19 protein-coding genes are annotated in these 24,931 nt (G+C 40.9%); 15 read left to right on the top strand and 4 right to left on the bottom strand.

Annotated features, from left to right (window positions below; all coding sequences use genetic code 11):
- Nucleotides 1-14 precede the first annotated feature (14 nt).
- From FC96_RS04725 to FC96_RS04695, 7 genes are all read left to right on the top strand, one after another.
- Entirely contained in the window at nt 15-2,558 is a 2,544-nt protein-coding gene (locus tag FC96_RS04725) for a glycoside hydrolase family 30 protein (RefSeq protein WP_056942197.1), read from the top strand.
- A gap of 151 nt (nt 2,559-2,709) precedes the next feature.
- Entirely contained in the window at nt 2,710-4,185 is a 1,476-nt protein-coding gene (locus tag FC96_RS04720; RefSeq protein ID WP_235804721.1) for a BglG family transcription antiterminator, read from the top strand.
- Nucleotides 4,178-4,600, top strand: coding sequence for a PTS sugar transporter subunit IIA (locus tag FC96_RS04715; protein ID WP_056942195.1), 423 nt, complete (start codon nt 4,178-4,180; stop codon nt 4,598-4,600). Before FC96_RS04720 ends, FC96_RS04715 begins: the two co-directional genes overlap by 8 nt.
- 1 nt (nt 4,601) lies before the next feature.
- Nucleotides 4,602-5,057: a PTS sugar transporter subunit IIA gene (locus FC96_RS04710; RefSeq protein WP_056942194.1), complete on the top strand. Its 456-nt coding sequence runs from the start codon at nt 4,602-4,604 to the stop codon at nt 5,055-5,057.
- A 14-nt stretch (nt 5,058-5,071) separates the two neighbouring features.
- Nucleotides 5,072-6,436 (top strand): PTS galactitol transporter subunit IIC, encoded by a 1,365-nt coding sequence (locus tag FC96_RS04705; RefSeq protein WP_056942193.1) that lies wholly within the window; start codon nt 5,072-5,074, stop codon nt 6,434-6,436.
- A gap of 17 nt (nt 6,437-6,453) precedes the next feature.
- A complete protein-coding gene (locus tag FC96_RS04700; RefSeq protein WP_054660086.1) occupies nt 6,454-6,744 on the top strand; it encodes a PTS sugar transporter subunit IIB in 291 nt (96 codons plus the stop codon).
- A 340-nt stretch (nt 6,745-7,084) separates the two neighbouring features.
- Nucleotides 7,085-7,294, top strand: a complete 210-nt coding sequence (locus tag FC96_RS04695; RefSeq protein WP_156403158.1) for a hypothetical protein — start codon at nt 7,085-7,087, stop codon at nt 7,292-7,294.
- A gap of 111 nt (nt 7,295-7,405) precedes the next feature.
- Here FC96_RS04695 and FC96_RS04690 read toward each other — a convergent pair whose 3' ends face one another.
- A complete protein-coding gene (locus FC96_RS04690) occupies nt 7,406-8,842 on the bottom strand; it encodes an MFS transporter (RefSeq protein WP_056942192.1) in 1,437 nt (478 codons plus the stop codon).
- A 399-nt stretch (nt 8,843-9,241) separates the two neighbouring features.
- On the opposite strand from FC96_RS04690, the gene FC96_RS04685 reads away from it, so the two are divergent.
- The 3 genes from FC96_RS04685 (at nt 9,242) to FC96_RS04675 (ending at nt 14,155) form a co-directional block, all read left to right on the top strand.
- Complete coding sequence (locus FC96_RS04685) at nt 9,242-11,737, top strand: glycoside hydrolase family 31 protein (protein ID WP_056942191.1); 2,496 nt, start codon at nt 9,242-9,244, stop codon at nt 11,735-11,737.
- A gap of 38 nt (nt 11,738-11,775) precedes the next feature.
- On the top strand, nt 11,776-13,206 hold the full coding sequence (uxaC, locus tag FC96_RS04680; protein ID WP_056942190.1) for a glucuronate isomerase: 1,431 nt from the start codon (nt 11,776-11,778) through the stop codon (nt 13,204-13,206).
- A gap of 67 nt (nt 13,207-13,273) precedes the next feature.
- The gene (locus FC96_RS04675; RefSeq protein WP_056942189.1) at nt 13,274-14,155 is read left to right on the top strand and encodes an aldose 1-epimerase family protein; all 882 of its coding nucleotides are present in this window, start codon (nt 13,274-13,276) and stop codon (nt 14,153-14,155) included.
- A gap of 77 nt (nt 14,156-14,232) precedes the next feature.
- Here FC96_RS04675 and FC96_RS04670 read toward each other — a convergent pair whose 3' ends face one another.
- The gene (locus tag FC96_RS04670; RefSeq protein WP_191976656.1) at nt 14,233-15,576 is read right to left on the bottom strand and encodes an MATE family efflux transporter; all 1,344 of its coding nucleotides are present in this window, start codon (nt 15,574-15,576) and stop codon (nt 14,233-14,235) included.
- 300 nt (nt 15,577-15,876) lie between these two features.
- Between FC96_RS04670 and FC96_RS04665 the strand changes: the two genes are divergently transcribed.
- Entirely contained in the window at nt 15,877-17,523 is a 1,647-nt protein-coding gene (locus tag FC96_RS04665) for a mannitol dehydrogenase family protein (protein WP_056942188.1), read from the top strand.
- 36 nt (nt 17,524-17,559) lie between these two features.
- Complete coding sequence (locus tag FC96_RS04660) at nt 17,560-18,552, top strand: D-isomer specific 2-hydroxyacid dehydrogenase family protein (RefSeq protein WP_056942187.1); 993 nt, start codon at nt 17,560-17,562, stop codon at nt 18,550-18,552.
- Between the two features lie 71 nt (nt 18,553-18,623).
- Here FC96_RS04660 and FC96_RS04655 read toward each other — a convergent pair whose 3' ends face one another.
- A complete protein-coding gene (locus tag FC96_RS04655; RefSeq protein WP_056942186.1) occupies nt 18,624-19,298 on the bottom strand; it encodes a GntR family transcriptional regulator in 675 nt (224 codons plus the stop codon).
- A gap of 258 nt (nt 19,299-19,556) precedes the next feature.
- On the opposite strand from FC96_RS04655, the gene gntK reads away from it, so the two are divergent.
- Nucleotides 19,557-21,101, top strand: coding sequence for a gluconokinase (gene gntK / locus FC96_RS04650; protein ID WP_056942185.1), 1,545 nt, complete (start codon nt 19,557-19,559; stop codon nt 21,099-21,101).
- Between the two features lie 110 nt (nt 21,102-21,211).
- A complete protein-coding gene (locus tag FC96_RS04645) occupies nt 21,212-22,156 on the top strand; it encodes a sugar kinase (RefSeq protein ID WP_056942184.1) in 945 nt (314 codons plus the stop codon).
- 3 nt (nt 22,157-22,159) lie between these two features.
- On the opposite strand, the gene FC96_RS04640 is transcribed toward FC96_RS04645, so the two are convergent.
- Nucleotides 22,160-23,224: a mannonate dehydratase gene (locus FC96_RS04640; RefSeq protein WP_191976657.1), complete on the bottom strand. Its 1,065-nt coding sequence runs from the start codon at nt 23,222-23,224 to the stop codon at nt 22,160-22,162.
- A 105-nt stretch (nt 23,225-23,329) separates the two neighbouring features.
- Between FC96_RS04640 and FC96_RS04635 the strand changes: the two genes are divergently transcribed.
- A complete protein-coding gene (locus FC96_RS04635; protein ID WP_056942182.1) occupies nt 23,330-24,853 on the top strand; it encodes a glycoside hydrolase family 30 protein in 1,524 nt (507 codons plus the stop codon).
- Nucleotides 24,854-24,931: the final 78 nt, after the last annotated feature.

The following is a 24,931-nucleotide window of genomic DNA, read 5'->3' as shown; positions in this document are numbered from 1 at the left end:
AAAAGGAGGCTGTTATGATTCATACAACATTTACGATTGATGGCGACAAGTTAGATGTGGGCGAACATGACGCAAATACATTTAAAGGATTCGGCTTACTCAGTTGTAATAATTCGTCAAGATTATTGATGGACTATAAATGGGAGCATCCAGATAGTTACCGGAAAATTTTAACGGGTTTATTTGGTGGCAAGCATCCGTTGGTTGACATGGTTAAAGTTGAACTTGGGAATGATGCGAATACGTCTTCTGGAACTGAACCTGCACCTAAAAGAGCGCCTCATGAAGAAGCCAATGTTAGACGAGGGATGGGCTATCAGTTAGCTGCTGATGCTAAGGAGATCAATCCAACGATTAAAACGTGTCTTCTCCGGTGGGGAGAACCAGGATATCTGCGGCCGACATGGATGGAGGTCAAATCTAGCGCCCCAGATCAAAAAGTACCAGAGTCTGCATATGAGTCAATGTATCAGTTATACAAACAAACAATTGTGGCGGCATATCAAGCCTATGGGTTTATGTTTGACTACGTGGATCCAGATCGTAATGAAACGAAACATCCAATGTATCGATGGATTAAATGGTTTGCAAAGCGGCTTCAAAAGGATGAGGCGGACTTTCCCACAGGGTTTCCGATTAATCAGTTTCATCGGATTAAAGTAATGGCGGCTGATCAAAATTATGAGACAGAATTTGGCGACGGTATGCTATCAGATGCCGAGCTTCGAAAACTTGTGCCGGCCGTAGGTTATCATTACAACACCAATGATGGTACAGGGCACCCGTACCGACGTTTAGCAGATGAGTATCAGCATGAAGTTTGGTATAGTGAGGGAATTTCCCCCATGACAATGGGCAAATATCGGGTTAGGGCGACCGGAGGGGCTGGAATTGGTGGTCGGCAAAGTGGTTTAGATATCGCAAACCGGATCATTAAAGGTTACGTTATGTCCAGACGCACCCATTATATATTTCAACCGGCAATTTCTGCTTATTATCCAGGTGTGAATTATAGTCATAAAGAATTGGTGAGAGCTTGCTATCCTTGGTCGGGGTACTTTGAACCAGATGAGGTTGGCCTTCAAGTAATACGGCATTTTACAGATTTTACGGTAGCCGGATGGCATGAAAATGGGGCATGGCGGTTTTTACCTAGCGCTTGTAATAGCGGCGTTGGTGGTACTGAGAATCTAGACACTGATACGGAACAAGATAGTTATATCACCTTAGTTTCACCTGATAAGCGTGACTATTCAGTTATTTTTGTTAATGATAGTGCAGTACGGCATTGCTATCAGATACAATTGAAACATCTTGGATCCACCAGTCAAAAATTACTCAATATCTGGCAGACGATGGGGCCAAAATCTAAAGATGACGCCTATGATTCTCAGTTAAAGCAGCGACGTGAGCAGTTAAAACCAAGTGACGGGCAGGTAATGATTGAAGTTTTACCGCATTCGATTGTTACCGCAACAACTCTAATAAACACGGGAGACCAACAATATCGACCATTTGCTGACGATATTCCCGACAATATGATGTTGTATGAATCTCCTAAAAAAAGAGTATTATTTAGCGACGATTTTAACTACCCCACGGTGTTTTTACAGCAAAGGGGTGGGACACCACGTTATCTGACGGATCAAGGCGGCGCATTTGAAGTTGAGCGTGTCACACAAGGTCAATCGGCTCTTGTTCAACAAATTACGGAAAGAAAGCGCGCACTGGACTGGGAATATTCGTATGCGCCTAGTTTAACTTTTGGGGATGATCGGTGGCATAATTACGAAGTATGCGTGAAAATGAAATTTGACGTCAAAACGCAACAAAATTCAGCAAACGGCAACTACTTTGGAATTGGTCTTTATCAAGTAACAGACGTGAAAGGTAGGCTAAATAGTGCTGCCTATAGCTTCAAATTATCAACAGATGGACATTATGAATTCTTTAAACACGACAAATTAATTAATCAAGGATACATCGATGGGATGGATCTGAACGCCCCCCATGAAGTGATCTTGTCAGTTCTAGATAATCACATTTGGGCTAAGGTCGATCAAAAGAAAGTTATCAGTTATAAGGACTTAATAGACGTATCTTATAGTGGACGAGTTAAACTTGGAAGCGGGTATTTTCACACAGAGGTTCTCAAAATTCAAGTCAATCAGCTAGGAAACGAAATAATGCCCCTAAGATTTGATAATTTAGATTCGCTAATTGAATATGAAGGTATTTGGAATCACCAGTGCGGGTTGGAAAATACACTTTGGAATAGAACGTTATCAACTGGCAATAAGAAGGAGAGATCTAAGTTCAGGTTCACTTTTAACGGTACAGGTATTGCTCTATTTGGAAGACAAGCACAATCAAGTCAATTAAGAATTGAAGTAGATGGTACTGTTTGGAAAGATGTTGTTGTTCCCGAGAGAGCGGCTGATAAGACTGAAAATACAATCTTAAAAGGGTTAGAGGAAGGAAAGCATGAAATACTTGTTAGCGTTATTTCTGGTGAATATATGCTGGATGCAATAGGCGTTTTCCAGCAGTTAGAATAACTAGGTTATTTAAAAAGATTCGGATATTCCGGGTCTTTTTTACTGGATATTTCGATATTAAGAGAAAACAAAAACATGACCATAGCAACGGACACATTTTTACGAAAATGGCAGAATTTAAGCTTTATTATAGTGGAGAGGAGGGGAGATGATGACCAATTATCAGGAGGAAATAGTAAGCGCTTTACTTAAGGGCGATAGCTATGTTACAGCTGATGAATTAGCGACGTTACTGCATGTTTCGAAGAAGACAGTCTATCGAGCTATTACAAAAATCAACAAAAGCGTTGCCCAACCGTTAATTGAGTCAGAAAGAGGATTAGGCTATTCGTTAAATTACCGATCTTATCTTGATACGACTAACCAATCGGTTAAATCCCAGTTTACAGACTTCTCGCCGGTTGAACGTCGCAATCAGGTGATGATAAAAGTGTTATTCAACGCACCATTTTCGCTCAAGTTAAATACGTTATATCAGACGTATCACGTTAGCGATGAACTAATCCGCCAAGATATTAGCGTCATTGGTCAACTTCTTTCGAATCATCATTTACAGCTTAAGCAAGAGCATGGCACCATTTCGGTTTCTGGTGATGAAGAAGAAATTCGGCGAGTGATTAACGATGCGTTGGTTCAAAGCCGGGCAATGAACCAAGAAATTTTAAGCGACTTTGCTAGCGAGTTTGCAGATATCAATGTGTATGATGACCAATTCTTAACGGCGCAGTTGGACTGGATCCAGCGGTCATTATCAACAACAATCCCGTATCCGTATAACGTTAATATTTTTTCTCATCTCTTTATCCTAATTAAACGATTTAGAACCGGTAAAGTTCAGGAAAGTGGAAAAATTGAAGCGCTGGGTCCTGAAGAAACAGCTATTATTCGTCATAATGACAGGATGTTCAAAGTGGCCAACGATGTTATTAAGAATACAAGTGATTATCTGGGAACTAAACTGCCTGAAATTGAGAGCTTTTACTTGCTTCAATACTTGATTTCAATGCGATATGATCACGATTTGGCCTTTAATGGTGAGGTTGAGCAAGTGGTTTTAAAACTGGCGGATGGCTACATCGACGGTTTTGATCTGCAGGCCACCAATAGTCGGGTATTGGTGCTAAGAAACGACCTAATCGGACACTTAAAACCGATGCTTAATCGGCTAAAAAATCACATTGTGGTCGTCAATAAACTTTTACAAGATATAAAAGTTGAATATGGCGATTTATTCTCAAGAGTCATTGAGATATCGCGACAACTTGAGAAGAGATTGGGTGAACCATGGCAAATTTCGGATGATGAAGCGGGTTTCATCACTTTGTACTTTGCAAAGTATTTTGAAGAAGCCCCATCTACGAAGAAGGCGTTAATTATGTGTGCTAGTGGTGTCGGGACCTCGAAACTTCTCAACGTTAAAGTACGCAAAGCGTTCCCTGATTTGCAGGTTGTGGCGGTTATTTCACTTGCTGATTATGAACGTCATCCTGAAAAGTATGCGGATGCAGATCTTATTATTTCGACGGTTAAGGTCAAGCCAGTCAATCATGCCCAACTTATTCTATCTAGTGCAATGTTCACTAAAGCGGATCGGAAGCGGGTCGAGGAGGCAATTGCTGATGACTAAGACTGTGATTGTTGTGGATAAACCAGAAATTACTGATATCGAAACCTTTATGCAGGTAGTTGAGGAGATAGCGCTCAGAAAAAAACTGATCCAGGCGGGTAATAATCTGCGTGTTGATATAAAAGCTCGTGAAGCCATGGGAAATACTCGAGTAGGCGTCGACACTGTAATGCCACACGTTAAAGCAGAGTACGTGATCAAACCCACCGTTCTTATTATTAGGGTACGGCAACCATTGACTTGGCAAGATCAATTACCTGCCAGGGTATTCATCATTTTACTGGTTCGGGAACCGGACCCATTTCTCGAAGATTTTATAATTCGGTTGGTAAACGAAGATTTTATCGACGAATTGGCTGATTTCAATCAACCACCAGAGTCGATTCGACAATTAGTTATTGAGGGGAGAAAGTAACATGTTATTTGAAAAACAGGTAATCCTGTTAGACGAGGAAGCTGCTGATAGGCAAGAAGCAGAAGCCAAGCTAGCAGATCGATTGTATGATGAGGGCCTGGTGACAGATGCCTTTAAAGTGGCGATTTTAAAACGAGAGTCAGAATTTCCCACTGGTCTTCAAACGGCAACAATCGGTGTGGCGATTCCACATACTGACGCTGATAAGGTTGTCTCACCTCAAATTGGTTTTATGCGCCTCAAACAACCGGTAATGTTTCATCAAATGGGCGACAACGCCGAAATTCAGGTAAAGTTGATTTTTATGCTGGCGTTGAAGCATTCAGATGATCAGTTGAAAATGCTGCAAACGTTAATGGCATTATTTCAAAACCAAGAGGCAATCGATAAGTTAGAAAAAATCACGACAAAAACTGATTTTTTGAAACTAATGAAAGAAGTTAATATTGATCAATAGGGGGTATTAAAATAATGGATGCTGTTACTAATGCGTTACAATGGTTCGTGAATCTTGGTGCCAGTGTCATGCTGCCAATATTACTGTTTATCTTTGCCTTGATTTTAAGAATTAAGCCGGGGAAAGCATTTAAGGCGGGGCTAACCATCGGAATTGGGTTTATTGGCTTGAATCTTGTCATTGGGTTACTCACTAAGAATTTAGGGCCAGCCGCACAATCTATGGTTAAAAATTTCGGGTTACACTTAGGGACAATTGATATTGGTTGGCCAGCTGCTTCGGCGATTGCTTATGGGACCGTCTTAGGTAGTATGGCCATTCCGGTGGGCGTTATTGCAAATGTCATCCTGCTGTTCTTTGGGCTAACTAAGACTCTTGATGTCGACGTATGGAACTATTGGCATATTGCGTTTACTGGGTCATTGGTATACGTTGTCTCACACGACTTTGCATTGGGCCTGTTTACCATGGTCGTCCACGTCATGATTATCTATTTACTGGCTGATATGGCGGCACCCTACATTCAAAAAACGTACGGGTTGGAAGGTATTTCGTTCCCACAAGGGGCTTCAGCTCCCGGCTTTTTGCTGGCGTTACCTCTTAATTGGGTGATGGACCGTATTCCAGGTATCAATAAAATTAAGCTAACACCGGAAACAATTCAAAAACGGATGGGTATTTTTGGTGATTCTGGCGTTATGGGGCTCATTATTGGGATCATCATTGGATTATTAGCGCGCTACGATGTGACGAAAACACTACAATTAGGTGTTACTACGGCGGCTGTTTTAGTTTTGATGCCACGGATGGTTTCTCTCTTGATGGAGGGGCTTGCACCGATTTCAGAGGGCGCTAATTCGTTTGTTAAGTCACGGTTCCCTAATCGTGATTTGTACATTGGGATGGACAGCGCATTGGCTGCTGGGAACTCCACGGTGTTATCATCAGCTTTGCTTTTAGTACCGCTGACGTTGCTAATTGCAGTGATTACTCCAGGTAACTCAGTTTTGCCATTCGGAGACCTCGCAACATTACCATATATGATTGCAGTGATGGCTGCGGTATTTCGTGGTGATATTTTCCGAACCATCGTCGGTGGGATTGTTAACGTTGTTGCGAGCCTATATATTGCGTCTTGGGTAGCACCATTAGTCACTCAGTCAGCACAGGATGCCCACTTTGCTATGCAGGGTAATTCGTCCATTTCAGTTCTGAGTGACGGTGGTGTCTGGTCGACGTGGTTGATTGTCGGCCTTGGAAAAGTCATGTCGTGGGGTGGTATTGGACTTATCGGAATTGTCACGTTAGTAATTATGATTTGGTTTAACAAATTCAGGAAAAAAGCCACACCCGCTTCGTCTGACGGTGTGACGAACTAAAAAAGGAGATTATAAATATGAAAACATTAATGGTAGTTTGTGGTAGTGGGATCGCAACGTCAACGTTAGCAGAAGGCAAAATTCGGGATTATCTGCAGTCCCAAGGTGTTTTGGACCAAGTCAAAACGTACAAAGGAAACGTTGCAGAATACATCAACAAAATTGATGATTACGATGCCTTTGTAAGTACGACCGTGGTTCCAGATAATGTTAAAGATAAAGTGATTAGTGGTGTCCCGCTACTGACCGGTGTTGGGCAGGATAAAGTGTTTGAACAGGTATTGAATAAGTTGGATTTGGGTAAGTAGGCAAATTGAAGGACTCGGTGTTTACATTTATGGATGTGAATGCCGGGTCCTTTTGAGTAGGACTATAGTTTTTTGTTTTTCACATGCGTGCAAAATAACACGATAAAAAGCATAGAAGTAAGGCTAATTAGAACAGACCAATTTAGGCTAAAGTAGAGGCGTTAGGCCAAATTAAGTGCGGATGCTGACTGATCATTCGATGAATTCTGTAGTGTCATGAAAGATTGTGAATTTTCCTTTTCAAGAAAACGTTTTATCGGTTGAAACCTATTGAAAAATATTAAGAAGATGGTAATATGAATTTGCTAAGAGAGAACAATTGCAAATAGGAGGACTATTATTGATGTTGAATTCATACACTAACACTTCGGAACAAACAACGTTTGCAAAAGAGACTGTAACTAAAAAGAGTAATTTTGTTCGAAACGCCAATATTGTATTAATGAGCGCCATTGTCATTGGGAGCATGGTGTTGGGTGGCTTTTCAGCCGCTAACGATGCTAACGCCCTTGGTCAAGCTTTTGTGCAAGTTACAACGGTAACCAAATAGTAAGTTGGTTTTAGTCAGTTTATAGCCTGTAGAAGGCTGAAAAGGCCCAGCGAACATAGGATATTAAAACATCCTATGTTCGCTGGGCCTTTTGTATGTGGTGCTTATTATCTATTTATCTGTTTCGGAATCTTCTTTTTCTTCAGCAGTATTTTCGGCGTGGATCTTAGCAAGAGTCGCTGCGTTACTGTTTACCAGTTTCTTTCCCAATGGGTAGAAGAATAAGAGAAGTAAAGCTGCAGCCAAGAGGCAGACTGTTGGAATCAGGGTCGCTAGATTGTAAATCCGGTGAATAACCGCGTCTGATTGAATAGCACCTCCACCAGTTGAAGATTGGTAACCAATGAATGTTAGCATAAAGCCACCAAATCCGCCGGCAATCGCTTGAGCGACTTTTCGTGCAAAGGAGTTAACACCGTAAACAACACCATCTTCACGTGTGCCAGTTAGAACTTCATGATTATCGATAACATCAGTGATAAAGGCCCATACCATCAAGTTAAACATCCCGGCTCCCAGAGAACCGAAGAACAACATAACAAGGTAGAAAGTGGCACTTTGAGTGTGTGTTATAAACAGAATGCCGTACATTAAAGCTCCGAATAAAAGAGCGACAATGGAGGTTTCTTTACGACCAAATTTTTGGGTAAACCAATTTCCGAACGGTGCCAAAAGAATAACGGTTGCAAAGTTAAAAATTAACGCAATTGACATCGCACCTTTATTTCTGAAGTAATCATTAAACAGGTAAGAAATCATGGTCCCCGAGAGATTTTGATTAATAACAATCATGATATCAACTAAGACGAGAACGATTAATGCTTTGTTTTCAAACAAACCCTTGACTAAAGCTTTCATTGGAACTTTTTCGCTTTTTTCGGTCCGTACTCGTTCAGTTGTTAAGTTGGTGGTTAGCATATAGCAACCCCAACCTAAGATGGCGCACACAACGACGACCCAGAAGAAACGAGATCCTGAGATGGTTTGAGTAGCCCCAATGTAGATGAACATTGGCAAAATATAACTTGTAATAGCACTTCCCAAGGCTGAACCTAGTGCCCGGAAGGTCGAGAGTGATGTTTTGTCATTAGGATCGCTACTAATGGCTGAGGCCATTGACCCATAAGGAATGTTAACTGATGAGTAGAAAATACCCCACCCCAGATAGGTAACGAACACGTAAACTAAACGTGCAGGCATCGCCCAATCTTTAACGACTGGGACGTATAAGAGTACCAAGAAAATGAGTAGCGGGTACTTCATTCGATTAATCCAGGGTTTGAATCGCCCAATCTTATGAAGTTTACTATTATCGACTAGTCGACCAACTGTAATATCGGCAAAAGCGTCGATAAACCGAGCAAGTAAAAATAGAACCCCAACTTGGGCACCTGTTAAGCCTAAGACATTGGTATAAAAAATCATTAAGAATGAATTAACAACGTTGAAGGAGAAATTGTTTCCAATATCACCAAACATATAGCCAACTTTATCCTTAATGTTAAACGGCGCAGCTGCCACGGTGACAGTTTTTTGCGTTTTGTCCAAATCTATTCACTTCTTTCCATTTTGATTGAAAGTAGAGGACGAAATAGAATTGAATAATAGCAAACCATTAAAGTTCATCATATTCATCCGTCTAGCCTTCCAAAACTGATACATAAGTTTAGCAAAAGAATAACATCAAAAGAGAACGCTTTCAAGAGCTCGTTTGAAAATATGTGATTAAGAATTTAATGTGAAACACTTTTTGTATGGCGATTTGTTGGTGAATCCCTAAGGAAGGAAGCTTTTTTAGAATTATGGATGAATCACCATTGACAGCGCTTACCTTTCGCTATAAAGTATGAGTATCGTGACTATCTAGTATATTACTTAAAACAAAATCTTCTGGATTTTACGATAGATTGTGACTCCATGAACATCAGCTTGTAGCGGAGGTGGGTTATGAAAACTAGTAATAAACTGCAGGAAGTTAAAAATTATGGTAATTACTTGCTAATTCGCACAGAAGGCGCACAGTTTCAAGTTTATTTGCTTAATGAAGACATTATTCGAATTAGAAGTACGTTTGACGATGAATTTCCTGAAGAAGAATCTTACGCACTGGTCAAAACGGCTTGGGATGATGCAACGGATGATCTTTTTCGAGGTGAAAGAACTCGAGTGGATCCGATTCCGATTGAATTGAACCATGAAGCAGGAGTGTACACAACAACGACTGGGAATTACACCCTCAAAATTTTTGAGGAACCTTTCTACTTTGAAATCGTCGATTCGTCTGGCCGGGTTGTCCATAGGGATCTACCGAAACGTTCTTTCTTAAAGGATGAGTTTGGCCGACGCTTTCATTACAGTAGTATGGGAAACTCAAATAAATTCTACGGTTTTGGTGAAAAATCCGGCGAGCTTAATAAATTTAAACGGCGTATGCGAATGCATAACACAGACTCCCTAGGTTGGAATGCCAAGAAGTCTGATCCGTTGTATAAAATGATTCCATTTTATATTGATTTTGACTCAGAAAATGATGTGGCAAGCGGATTATTCTACAATAATGCAAACGATTCAGTATTCGATATGGACTGTGAACATAGTAATTATTGGTTACGGTATAGTTATTTTGAATGTGATGGTGGGGATGTTGATTTCTTCTTTATTGGCGGACCAACCATAAAAGACGTGGTAGAACACTATACGGATCTTACGGGTAAATCAGCTATGATGCCAGCGGCCTCATTGGGGTATATGGGCTCCACAATGTTTTACACAGAGCTTGACAAAGATGCTGACGTCGCCATTCTTGATTTTGTGGATACCTGTCGGAAAAACAATATTCCGTGTGATGGGTTTTTCTTGTCGTCTGGTTATACTTCTGGAGAAGATGGAAAGCGGTATGTATTCAATTGGAATAAGAAACGCTTTCCGAATCCAGAACAGTTTGTGGCTGAGCTAAGAAAACGTGGTGTTCTTTTAGCGCCCAACATAAAACCCGGGATGCTACTCTCTCATCCATTAGTCGAAGAATTCGAGGCAGAAGATGCTTATGTAAAAAATGCCGATGGGCAATCTTCAGAGGTTGATCAGTATTGGGGCGGATCAGCACATTTTGTTGACTTTACAAATCCGCATGGTCGTGATGCCTGGGAAAAACGAATGATTCAGCAATTGATTTCTATTGGAATTACTTCTATTTGGAATGACAATAATGAATACGAAATTAACAACAACGATGCGTTAGTTAACGCAGAGGGGCAAAATCGCCGAATTGGAGAGTTAAAGCCTGTTATGCCCACGATGATGGCAAAGGCTGCTCAAGAAGCAATAGCAAAAGCGGCACCAGGCGTTCGGCCATACTTAGTTAACCGGGCCGGGTTTGCTGGTATTCAACGGTACGCGCAGACGTGGGCAGGTGATAATTATACGAGTTGGACAAATGTAAAGTATAACATTCCCACCATCTTAGGAATGGGCCTTTCAGGAGTTGCTAATCAAGGTTGTGATATTGGCGGATTCGATGGGCCGTTACCGGAACCAGAACTGTTCGTACGCTGGGTCCAAAACGGAATTTTCCAGCCCAGATTTTCAATTCACTCGTCTAATAACGACAATACAGTTACGGAGCCGTGGACGTATCCTGGGTATACTAAATATATTCGAGAGGCTATTCAGCTAAGATATTCTTTGATTCCCTATTTCTATTCATTACTCTATGAGGCTTCGGTGAAGGGATCACCGATTATGAGGCCGTTGGTGTATGAATTTCAACAAGATCCGAAGGTTGCCGAAGAAAGCTTTGAGTTCATGTTAGGACCATCATTGTTGGTTGCCAATGTTGTAGATAGGGGAGAGACCACTAAGGCCATCTATTTGCCATCTGGTGCCACATGGACTGATTGGAGTACTAGAAAAGTTTACGATGGCGGTCAAACAATTAGTTTACCGGTAAATCTGGGCAGTATTCCGATGTTTATTAGAAACGGGAGTATTATTCCTCAAAGCCCAGGGCTAATGAATATCCATAATGACGCAATTGAAAAACTTCAGCTATTAATTGAGCCTAGTCGTTCAGCTCAATTTAGTCTGTATGAAGATGACGGTGTATCAACGGATTATAAAAATGGTCAGTACTTACTGACCCATATTACGACGGATCAGTCTGCGGACGGTGTTCAGATTCAATTTTCAAAAACAGGTGCATTTGCCTCTAAAGTTAAAGTGTTAGAGTTGAACGTTATTTGCCCGACAATAGCGCCGATTGAAATTTCCGTTGGTCAGGAAACGTTGGAGCGGTATTTAAGTGCCGATAAGTTCGCACAAGCGTCCTCAGGATGGTATTTTGATGGTGAGAAGCGGCAAGTTGTGGTCCGGTTTGCTAACCCTGAGGGAAAAAACTTCGATGTGCAAGTTAACTTTAATGTGAAGGACCTAATTTCAATTTAATAAAGCATTGACCATGTAAAAAATAAGGAGAGATAGAAATGACTTTACTAGACAAAGATTTCCTTTTGACAAATGAAACCGGGAAAAAATTATTCCATGAGCATGCCAAAAAAATGCCTATTATTGATTTTCATTGCCATTTGAATCCTCAGGAGATTTATGAGAATAAAAATTATCCTAATTTAACGAGAATTTGGATTAATGATGGGACATTCGGGGATCATTATAAGTGGCGCTTGATGCGGGCAAATGGCGTTCCAGAAGAGTTGATTACTGGTGACGGTGACGAATATGAGAAATTGGTTGCCTGGGCCGGTACCATTGAAAAAGCAATTGGAAATCCATTGTATGAGTGGACGCACCTTGAGTTACAACGCTTCTTCGGGATTACGGAACCGTTTACTAAAAAGAGTGTCAAGCGAATTTGGGATAAGGCTAATGAGCTGCTTGCCACTGACGAGTTTAAACCGCGCAATTTGATTAAGAATTCAAATGTTGAAGTTGTTTGTACAACGGATGACCCAGCGTCTGATCTTAAATATCATAAGTTATTAAAGGCCGAAGAAAAGGAAAATGGGTTTAAAGTACTGCCAGCAATGCGTCCAGATAAAGCGTTTAATATTTCAGCATTAACATTTGACCAATATTTACAAGAGTTCGAAGATGTTTCTGGTATTAAAATTACCGATTTTAAATCCTTTATTAAAGCATTTGAACAACGATTCGAATACTTTACCAGGTTAGGTGGAAGATTATCTGATCATGGTTTAAATACTTTCCATTATGTTCCGGCGACAGCTGAACAAATCGAAACTGTGTTTGAAAACGGACGTCACAATGAGCCTTTAACAACGAAAGACGTTGATATTTATGCTACGGCTCTTCTCAAAGAGTTGATGAAGTTAAATAAAAAATTTGGTTGGACAATGCAGTATCATATGAACGCACTACGAAACCGCAATCAGCCAATGTTTAAGAAGATTGGCGCTGATACAGGGTTTGATTCAATGGGAACGCAGCCTGATATTGCAAATGAGATTATGAATTTATTTACCGATATGCAGGATGATGACAATATCCCGAAGACAATCTTGTACTCCCTTAATCCGAATGACTGGATGCAATTAGCAACCGGGATGGGTGATTTTTACGGCGATGGCATCACGCAAAAGATGCAATTGGGTTGTGCATGGTGGTTTAATGACACCAGAGAAGGTATGCAAGAACAATTGAGAGTGATGGCGCAACAAAGTCTACTTGCTAATTTTGTTGGTATGTTAACAGATTCTCGCAGTTTCTTGTCGTACCCACGACACGAATACTTCCGGCGTGTTTTATGCGACTATATCGGTGAATTAGCGGAACGCGGCCAAGTTCCTGACGATGATGAGTATTTAGGTCAAATTATCGAAGATATTTCATATAACAATGCTCACGATTATTTTGGATTTTATGAAGATGTCAAGTAATCGGTAGTTGAGAAAACAGTTGTGAGGACATAAAGTTCATCGCAACTGTTTTTGGAAGGAGAAAATCATGCAAAAAATTGAGAACGAAAGATTTATTGCTGAAATAAATGAACGTGGTGCAGAGTTAACACATCTAGTGAATAAGTCAGGAAACTTTGATTATATTTGGAACGATGATTTGTGGCCAAAGCATGCGCCAGTACTTTTCCCGGCCATCGGACGGTCTGAAAATGATGCTTATTATTATCAAGGTAAAGAATACGAAATGCCCCAACATGGGTTTGCTGCTGATCAAGTATTTGAGATTGAAGATAACGATGGTATTAAACTGACTTTAAAGTTGAATGCGAACGAGGCAACTCGGCGGTTCTATCCGTTTGATTTTACGTTGTTCGTGACTTTTGAATTGACTGATGAGGGGCTGGTATTAAGCTTTAAAATCGAAAATCAGACAGCTGAACAGTTGAGTTTTTCAATTGGGTCCCATCCTGCCTTCAACTTGCCGATTAATGGTGAGGGGGAATTTGAAGACTATACGGTGACGTTTGAACCTTCAAACCTTGATTTAAAGCAATATAAGATTGTTAAGACGCCTAATCCGTATCGAAGCGGTGATGTGATTGATTTAAAAGCTGCCAAAGGTAGTCAAATTGCTTTGAATTATGAGATGTTTGATGACGGTCTGATTATCATTCAAAATGATGGTATTAAAGGGGTATTAATTTCGTCTCCAAAAACGAAACATCAAATTCATGTTAGTCTAGATGATTTTAGGTATGTTTGCCTTTGGACAAAGGAAGGTGCTAACGCAAAATTCTTGTGCGTAGAGCCATTCCAAGGGCTACCTGATGTAGCTGGGCATGAAGTTGAATTGCTTGAAAAGGAAGCTAATTCAATTTTAGATCCTGGCAAAACAAGGGAATTTAGTTATGACATCACATTAAAGTGAAAAGCTAGATTTAAAAAGCCCTTGCGGTGAGAAAAGCTACTGGCTTTTTCTCACCGCAAGGGCTTTTTATTGTGTCACTATTTATTGAGTTGGTGGTCTGTTGATAGAATTTTCCAAACCATATAACAACAGTAAACAAGTGAAATCCCCCATGCTAATTGATTAGCGTAACAGATAGCAACATAACCGAATGAGAGTGTTGCAAGAATACTAGCGAATAGTCGTCCAATTAATTCACCAAATCCTGAGAGAATTGCAACCATACTGTGACCTAGTCCTTGTAGTGTATTTCTAAAAATCATTAATAGTCCGTGAATAATAAAGAAGAAACTTATAGTAACAAGATAGTTTTCGGCCAAATTGTAGACGTGTCCATGACTCACACCAAGAACGAGAGTTATTAACGGTTTTTTTAATAGCCACACAAGAAGAAGAGAAACGATTGACCATGATAACTGGATTAATGAGCCATCCAGTAACCCTTGAGAAATACGTTTTTTATCGTGGGCACCGAAGTTTTGAGCCATATAGGTTGCGATGCCCATACCTAAACTTTCCATTGGTAGCGTAAAAAATTGTCTAATTTTATCGCCAGCAGACTGGGCGGCAATGGCATCTGTTCCCAAGATATTAATTGCATTTTGCATCAGAATAGCACCAATTGCGGACACTGAGTATTCTGCACCCATTGGGAACCCAATGGTACTAACGTGGATCAGTGACTGGTAATTAAGATACTGTCTTGAAATTTTAATTTTAGGGAAAGTCGTATGGTGGATATAGTAATAGAGATTCAGAAGACCAGCAACTGTTTCGCTAATAACGGTAGCCAAAGCAACGCCGTTTAAGCCTAGGTGAAATAGGAGAATGAAAGTTAAGGCAAGCCCGATATTTAAAAAAAGTGAAAAAACAAGAAAATGGAAAGGGTGCGTTGAATCACCGAAAGAACGTAACAGGCTAGCTGAGTAATTGTATAAAATATTGGCCGGAATACCCGCAAACGAAATGATGGTAAAAATTGTTGTGATAGTTAAAATTCTTTCAGGCGTATGTAAGAGTGTTAGTAGGGGTTGAGCTGAAAAAATCATGCTCGGGGTCATAATGCATATTAGCACGCAGCAAATTATTGTCCCGCTTAAAAGGTCTTGCTTAGTGGCGACATTATCCTTCCGACCGATGCTTTGGGCTAATGGAATTGAAAAACCAATGCAGCAACCCTGAATAAATCCAAGAATCAGAAAGCTCAGTGGATAGAATGCGCCTACTGCGGCTAAAGCGTTAATCCCCAAAAAGTGACTGATGATAAAGCTATCAATTAGTGTGTAGAATTGTTGAAAAACATTGCCGCTGACCAATGGTAGAGAGAATGTAATGATTTTTTTAAGTGGTGACCCCGAGGTTAAATCGTTCTTTTCAATCATGGATAACACTCCTAGTGCTAAATATAGCATCACTAGATCAAGTATATCAGTTACTAGTATAAAACACTGTTTTTTATTTTAAGCTATGTACTGCTATATTCACAATAACCGTTGTATATAAGGATTTTAGAGAAATGAAATATCAAAAAAAGAAAATGACATTAACGAGAATAGTTAAAAAGCCGAATATATAGCGAAAAAACGGTTTGACAGATTATAATTTTATGGTAAACTGAAAGCGTATTCAGGTATACTAATATACCAGTTATAAAACGATCAAAATTAATGGAGGCAACTTCTATGGTTAAAATTACCGACAATTATTTAACTGACTCAGCAGCTTTTAAAAAAGCTGGAATTCAGGTTCCGACTTACGATGCTAGCCAACTTGCAGCTGAGACAGATAGAAACCCGCAATGGATTCACTTTGGCGGTGGCAATTTATTCCGCGCTTTTCACGCCGCCGTCGCAGATACGCTAATCGCAAAGGGAGAACTCAAAAGTGGCGTGATTGTTGCAGAAACCCACGATAAAGACGTTGTCCCGGGGATCTATGATAAATATAATAATCGAATTGTTCGCGTGATAACAAAAGCAGACGGTTCTCAAGATCGGCAATTATTTGCATCTGTTGGCAGAGCATTATTTGCTGGCCCTGCAACTAGTGATAGCACAGGTTATGAAAATTTAAAGTCTATTTTTGAAAAAGATAGCCTTCAAGTTGCTTCATTTTCGATTACTGAAAAGGGCTACCACTTGACCAATGGTGCTGGAGATTATTTCTCAGCTGTCGCTAATGACTTGAAGAATGGCCCAGCTAAACCAGAGAACAACATGGCGCAATTAGTTGGATGCTTGGTCGCTCGATTTAACAAGGGTGCTAAGCCAATTACCTTGATGAGTACGGATAACTTTTCTCAAAATGGCGATCGTCTTAAAAATACGGTTATAACAATTGCCAAAGCTTGGAAAGACAATGGATTTGTCGGCCAAGACTTCGTTGACTACGTATCTAACGCGTCGAAAGTTGCCTTTCCACTTTCGATGATTGATCGGATTACGCCAAATCCAGCCGAAACAATTTCAAAGTCATTAGCAGATGACGGATTCGAAGATTCAGAAATTCTTCATTCACCGCAGCATACTAATATTGCAGCCTTTACTAATACTGAAGAGGCCCATTATTTAGTTGTAGAGGACAGTTTTCCGAACGGACGACCAGCCTTCGAAGATGCGGGTGTTATTATGACAGACCGCGATACTGTTAATGCCGCAGATGAAATGAAAGTGACAACTTGTTTGAATCCGCTTCATACGGCATTGGCCGTCTATGGCAGTATCTTGGGATACGACTCAATTGCTTCAGAAATGCAGAATTTAGATTTAGTTAACCTTATTAAACAAATTGGCTATGTAGAGGGGCTTCCTGTTGTTCAAGATCCGAAGGTTATTGACCCCAAACAGTTCATTGATGAACTTGTTTCAAAGCGATTGCCTAATCCTTATATTCCAGACACCCCTCAGCGAATCGCAACAGATACTTCGCAAAAGTTAGGCGTTCGTTATGGAGTGACAATCCAACATTACGTTGACGATGTGAACCGGGATCCTAAGACACTTAACTTTATTCCACTCGTAATTGCCACTTGGTTACGATACCTTATGGGCATTAATGATAAGGGAGAAACATTCGAGCCAAGTCCTGATCCGATGTTTGATGAGTTGCATGCTAAGGTAGCTGAATTTTCATTGGGTGACAGTACAGTTGATGTTCATTCGGCGGTTGAAAGTATTTTGAGCAATGAGGGCATCTTTGGCGCTAACCTTTACCAAGTTGGCCTGGGTGAAAAAATCGAAGATGATTTCAAAGCAATGTTAGCTGGTCCCGGCGCGATTGAATCCTCACTGAAGGAAATGCTTAGTGAAAAAGGACAAGAAGTTAAGTAACAATCAAAAATATATCAAGAAAAGAGAGAAATGGGCATGGAAAAGTATAAAATTGCGGTTGTTAATTCCAGTAGTTTCGGACAGGTTTTTAAAGAGCACTGGAGTGAGCTAGAAGAAGTAGGGACGGTGGACCGTTTTATGGTGGATCCGGACATTCCTGGTAAGGAACTGGCTGAAAAACTTAAAGGATATAACGTTATTGTGTCAAGCGTGACACCATTTTTCAAGCAGGAATTTTTTGACAATAAGGACGAGCTGTTACTGATCTCACGTCACGGTATCGGCTATAATAACGTTGATCTAAAAGCTGCTAAAGCCCATGGAACTAAAGTTACAATCGTTCCGCCTTTAGTTGAACGCAACGCTGTTGCTGAAAATGCGTTAGCTAACCTAATGGCTCTTGTGCGGCAGGCTGCGCCGTCTTCGGAAAGAATTAAAGAAGACCGATATGAAGATCGGGCACAATTTATGGGGCATGAATTCTCTGGTAAAACATTTGGAGTTATCGGATGCGGTAATATTGGTAGCCGGGTTGCGGAACTCTTTCAAGTCTTTGGTGGCGAAGTGTTGATTAATGATCCAGAACCACACGCACCTAAAGGCTGGTTTAGCGAAAATTCCAAGGTTAAAGAAGTGACGTTTGATGAGTTGTTGGAAAAAAGTGACTACATTTCTTTGAATGCATCTTTAAATGATACGGATTTACACTTCATTAACGCGGAAGCCTTGAAGAAGTGTAAAGACGGTGTATATTTCGTTAACCACGCCCGTGGAGCACTGATTGATGAGAATGCGATGCTTTCAGCTGTGGAAAACGGTAAGGTTTCGGGTTACGCCGCTGATACAATGGAAGTTGAACCCGTTCGAGCTTCTCATCCGTTCCTGAAAAATGACCATTTCTTAATCACTCCGCATACGTCTGCTTACACTTATGAGTGTCTGCATGGAATGGGTGAAAAATGTGTTTCTGATGTTAAAAATTTGGTATCTGGTAAACCTTTGGTAAGAGAGCTGACTGAAACTATCTAAACACAATCAAAAAAGCGGATCGCTATTGCGCGATTCGCTTTTTTTGATTGTGTTTAGAAGAAAGCGGTGCATTAATTTTTCTCGCCGATATTTTGGAAGTAATCGGAATATGCGTCTAGAACTTGTTGTTTTTCGTCAAGCATTAGGTGTAGATGTTGGCCAACTAGATATAATAAGTCGTCCACGTTTTTACTTTGAATAGCAGTGTATATCTGTTTATGTTGGGTAGCTAACATGTCCCAGTCTAGAGTGAGCTGTTTTAAACGAAGGCGACGGAATCGGTTGAGTTGAGTGTTGTTAATTTGTAACCATTGCCAGACTGAATCTCTACCGACCACATTATAAAAAGAATGGTGAAACGTTTGATCAAGGTCAAAGAAAGCATCCGGCTCTTGATTGTTAGCAGTTTGGTCTTGTTCGTCCAGATTTTGACGAAGTAATTCCATTGTTCCGTCGTCAATTCGTAAAGCTGCCTCAGTCATAATTTTGGGTTCGATGCACTCTCGTATAAAGCGGCCTTCCTCAGCCGCTTTCATGTCAATTTTAGTGATGTAAGTACCACTTTGGGGGATGACTTCAATTAGGCCTTCCCTTTCAATTCGGATCAGCGCTTCGCGCACTGGTGTTCGACCAAGGTCTAACTCAGTGGAAATTGTTTTTTCGGAAATTTTCTGACCAGGTACGTAGTCAAAATGGATGATTTTATACTTGATTTGATTGTAAGCATCGTTTCGCATGTTGTCCATACGGGGTTTCTCCTTCTTGTTCCTGAATAGTGGGCACCTAGTTATTATAGAGGTTAGTGGATTTGAATTCAAACAGATATGCTAGTTTTGCGACTAGTAAACGAATTAGATCAACTAAGAAGAAAACTTTTCTCTGGGGAATGTGGATGATTAACGAGGGAAAAGCTATAACCACGCTAATGAAAGCGCTATTGACAAACTGATATACCAGACGTAAAATGATACTAACATATTAGTTTTGCAAGGACGTGAATAGCGATGGATTATATTATTGGAATTGATGTTGGGACTACAAGTACTAAAGCATTATTATACGATTTAGACGGTAAAATTTATGCGAAAGCAAATAAAGGATATACCCTATATCAGAACGTGCCGGATATGGCTGAAGAAGACCCGGAGGATATTTTTAATGCAACTTTGCAGGCGATTCAAGAGGTTGTAGCAAAGGGAATCAAGGACAATGGAAAAGTGCTTGCTATTTCTTGGTCTGCACAACAGCATAGCTTGATTGCACTTGATAAAGATTTTAAACCGTTAACGCGAACGCTTACTTGGGCAGACAATCGGGCGGAAAAATATGCTGCTGAATATAAAGAAAATGGTCGTGGACTGGCAATGTATAAACGGACTGGGTTGCCGATTCATCCGATGGGGCCTTTTTATAAACTTCTCTGGTTGAAAAATGAGAAACGAGACGTCTTTGATAAAGCGGCATATTGGGTTGGTATTAAGGAATATATAATTTGGAAGTACACTAACGTTCTAAAAGAAGAAATTTCAATGGCAGCCGCTACAGGGCTATTGAACATGAAGACAGCTGAATGGGATGAAGAAGCTCTCAAAGAAACGGAAGTTACCCAGGATCAACTACCTGAACTTGTCGAGACGACATATAAAATTCAGGGAATTAAGTCAGAGTACGCAAAGGTTATGGGCGTTGGAGAGGATGTCTATTTCGTGATGGGAGCGACCGATGGTGCATTATCGACCATTGGCGTGGGGGCCATTGAAACAGGCGTACTGGCCATTAATATTGGAACATCTGCTGCAGTTCGATCATTTGTAGACGAGCCTCAGGTAGATCCTAAAGCGCGGCTGTACTGCTATCCAATTATGAATGGAAAGTACCTCGTCGGAGGACCAATCAACAACGGTGGTATCGTGTTTAGTTGGGCTCATGATGCCTTGTTTGGAGCGGAAAAGGAAACTGCTAAATTACTGAAAAAGGATTCGTTCGATATGTTGACGGAAATTGCTGAAAAAGTCCCAGCGGGATCAAACGGCTTGATTTTTCATCCATATCTAGGTGGAGAACGTGCACCATTGTGGGATGCCAATGCTCGTGGTTCGTTTTTTGGCCTTAATCGTAGTCACACGCGTGCTCACATGATTCGTGCTGTTTTAGAAGGCATCGTTTACAACTTATACTCAGTGACATTAGCGCTAAAAGAAGTCACGGGGGAGCCTAAAGCAATTCTTGCTGCTGGTGGATTTGTTCAATCAGCCCTTGGACGGCAAATGTTAGCGGATGTGTATGAACATGAGGTTGTTATTCCTGATTCATATGAAAGCGGGAGTTTAGCGGCAATGTTTTTAGCCAAGATGAGCCTAGGGCTTGAGGATAAGCTTGAAGATATTAAAAAGTATATTGGGTCGGAGAAAAAGTACGAACCGGACGATGCAACTTATGAACGATATCGGCGACTTATTCCAATTTATATTCGATTAAGTCGAGAATTGGCTACTGAGTACAAGAGTATTGCAGACTATCAACGTGAATTTCCGGATGCAGAAAATTAAGGACAGTTAATTTTCTGCATCCGGTACTGGTAAGTTATAGATATCAAAAATACCACATGTTCTGACCGGAACGTGTGGTATTTTAGCAAGTTGAAGGGAGATGACGTTCATTGCCTAAAGTTTTGACGGTAGGCGAACCATTAGTCGTTTTTGCGTCTCAAGAGCAGGATGCAACGCTTTCTGAAGCGCAGACTTTTAAAAAATATCCAGCAGGAGCAGAATTAAATGTAGCTGTTGGCATCGCAAAACTAGGATATGAGTGTGAGTATATTACTCAGATTGGCGATGATCCATTTGGTGTATTTTTACGCTCGGAGTTGAAAAAAGCGGGGGTCGGTACTAAGTACGTGCGGCAGGCGAAAACAGGCCCTACGGGTATTCAATTTAAACAATTAGTAACAAAAGGTGACCCTAACACGATTTATTATCGTCGTCATTCAGCGGCCACTCGGGTCACGGTTGAATCATTTGAAACGGTTAAAATTCATTCGAATGATTTTGTGCATATCACAGGTATTTTTCCAGCAATCTCTACCGGCGCTCGCCAGTTAACTGACTACCTGATTAATGAGGCCCGTAGTGCTGGGGCGACTATCACGTTCGATCCTAATTTAAGGCCTTCGTTATGGGCTGATGAAAACACAATGATTACCAACATAAATAGTTTGGCTTTAGCAGCGAATATTGTGATGCCAGGGCTGAAAGAGGGGCAACTACTAACAGGACAACAAGAACCTGATGACATTGCTAATTTTTATCTACAGCAATGTCCGGCGATTCTGGCGGTGATTATCAAGTTAGGGCCAGAGGGTGCCTATTTAAAGCTTAGAGAAAAATCTGGTACGGTAATTCCTGGTTTTACCGTTTCACGTGTCATTGATACAGTGGGGGCTGGAGATGGGTTCGATGTTGGTGTGCTCATGGGGATGATGGCTGGAAAATCGCTTCCAGATGCTGTGACTCGTGGTAATGCGATTGGCGCAATGGCCATTCAAAAACAGGGTGACAATGAAGGTTATCCCAATAAACAGCAATTGGAGACTTTCTTGATGTGACCCTTATCTCATTTTTTGGAGACTTTCCCAAAGTCCGTTTAGGTAAGAGATGCCTAACGCACGGTCGAATAATCCGTACCCTGGCCGACCAGATTCTCCCCAAATATCTCGACCGTGATCAGGCCTAGCATAGCCGTGGAACCCAGAGTCGGATAGTGCCTTCATAATTTGGAACATATCAAGGGACCCGGTGCTTGATTCATGAGCGGATTCTTCAAAATCACCAAGAGCATTTAAATGACGGACGTTTCGAAGATGGACGAATGGGACCTTGCCTCGACTCATCATTTCCGTAATGATAGCAGGTACGTCATTTTGCGGATTTTCGCCAAGGCTACCAGTGCAAATTGTGAAGGCGTTTTGCTGAGATGGCACCATATTTTCGATAAGGCGCATATCTTCAATGTTTTTATAGATTCGAGGTAATTCGAAGACGGACATTGGCGGATCATCAGGGTGAATAGCCATTGTGATGTGTTCTTGTTCGCAAACCGGGATAATAGCCTTTAGAAAATAGGCGAGATTTTCACGTAACTGAGTCTCTGTGACGCCATCGTATTTGTGCATGATTTGTGTTAGGCCAGCTAAGCGGTCTGCTTCCCAACCAGGGAGAGTATACGAGTTAATAGTTTCGGTAACCGACTCTGAGAGTTTTAGTGGGGATTGAGGTAATTGAGCTTTTTTAAACTGCATTGAAAAAGAGCCGTCATTACTTGGTGCGCGAAGGTTTGTTCGAATCCAGTCGAACACAGGCATGAAATTGTAACAGACAACCTCGACACCAGCTAGGGATAAGTTTTTGAGTGAGGTAATGTAATTTTCGATGTATTCGTCACGGGTAGGTAGCCCAGCTTTGATATCATCATTAACATTCACAGATTCGACTACTTTAAACTCAAACCCCTGACTGTTAATACTCTTTTTAAGCTGTTTTATTGCATCTAAGGGCCAAACGTCTCCGGCACTGAGGTTAAGGGCGCTGACGATTTGAGAAACTTGTGGAATTTGGCTAATTTGCTGCAGCGATATATTGTCGTCTGAATTGAACCAGCGAAATCCCATTTTAATTTCAGACATTTTATAGTCTCCTTTGTTAATGATTAATCCCATCATACTTTATATTCATCACGGTAAGCGAAACTTTAAGTTGATTTTGGAAAGGAATGATTTGAAATGAGAGTTTTTGAATTTGATCATGAATATTGGACTGAAACAGCCGGCAACCTGATGAGTCGAAGAAATGTCATTAATTCTCCTAAAATAACAAATAATGCGGATGGAGACTATAAAATAATCGTTGATCCTGCTCAGAGAAAGCAAGATTGGTTGGGTGTTGGGGCTGCCATCACAGATTCTGCCGCATCTTTGATTTGGCGGAGTCAAGACGCAAAGCAACGACACAGACTACTAACTGAATTATTTTCGCCGGACCAAGCAGGGTTCAACTTTATCAGGTTACCACTTGGTTCTTGTGACTTCTCTAGCCAAAAGTATTATACGTATGATGACTTACCTTTTGGGGAACAAGACTATAAACTTGAGAACTTTAGTATTGGCACGGGTAAACCTGGGGCCTCGCAGGCAACTAAAGATTTAAAAAACATCATACCTGTTGTTCAGGAGATTCTCACAATCAATCCAGCTGTTAAGATTATTGCATCGCCATGGTCGGCCCCTGCTTGGATGAAAAATACCGGACACCTCACGTTTGGGGGGCATTTAAGGTTTGGTGAATTTACAGGAAATGGGTACGATTCGTCAGTTGATTCTTTTGAGGCTGTGTATGCTAATTATTTTGTTAAATATATTGAAGCATACGCACAGTACGGTATCCCAATTTACGGGATAACGGTTCAAAATGAGCCCTCAAATGCGGCTCATTGGCCAGCAATGATATGGACGTTGAGGGAACAGGCAAGCTTTGTAAGCCAGTACCTTAGAAGAGCGCTGGATGCGAGTTATCCGGAGACTAAAATCTATATCAATGATGATAGTTTACATGTCTTGGATAGGCCGATTGATTCTTCGGTTTCTAATGAGCAGGCGATGAAAATAGATGGCTTGGCAATTCATACCTACCAAGTGCCACATGAGAATCTGTTTAACGGGGTTCGGTCGTATTCACATTGGCAGTTGGGTATGACTGAACGACGGTGCATGATGAATGAAACAGTTGAAGACGCATCACGTATTATGTTTGGAACGATTGGCAATTGGCTTGTTAGGAACGGCTTGAACTTTGCCACGCTGTGGAACTTGGCTTTGGATGAACGTGGTTTACCTAATGCGGCTGATTCGACTGGTCGCCGTGGTGTTGTTACGATTGATCATCATACGGGTAAAGTGCAAAGAAACCTTGAATACTTTATGCTGAGAAACTTTGGACAAGACGTTTCTTTGGGAGCTACTGTTATTCAATCCTCTGATTATACTGAGAACGGTATTGAAGGAGGAATTGGATCGGTTGCATTTTTAGGCATTAATGGTGATATCACCATTCAGTTGTATAACCCTAATGCTCATGCGAGGACTGCTTCTATAGGGCTAGCAGGAAATGGAAATTGTTGGCAAACAGTCACGGTACCGGCGTGGGGGACGGTGACTTGCCACAAATCAAATCGTGATATTAATGTATCAAACGTTCCAGCGGATGATTCTTTTAAGTTGAATCCCACGCCCGCAAATAATTTTGAATGATTCATCAATAAAAGGTATCGAACATAAGTGGGAGTTATTCCTTGCTTAAGTCCGATACCTTTTTAAATTGCAGTTAAA

The sequence above is a fragment of the Secundilactobacillus kimchicus JCM 15530 genome (assembly GCF_001433995.1).
Taxonomy (GTDB): domain Bacteria; phylum Bacillota; class Bacilli; order Lactobacillales; family Lactobacillaceae; genus Secundilactobacillus; species Secundilactobacillus kimchicus.
This window is presented reverse-complemented; position numbering and strand designations above follow the sequence as displayed.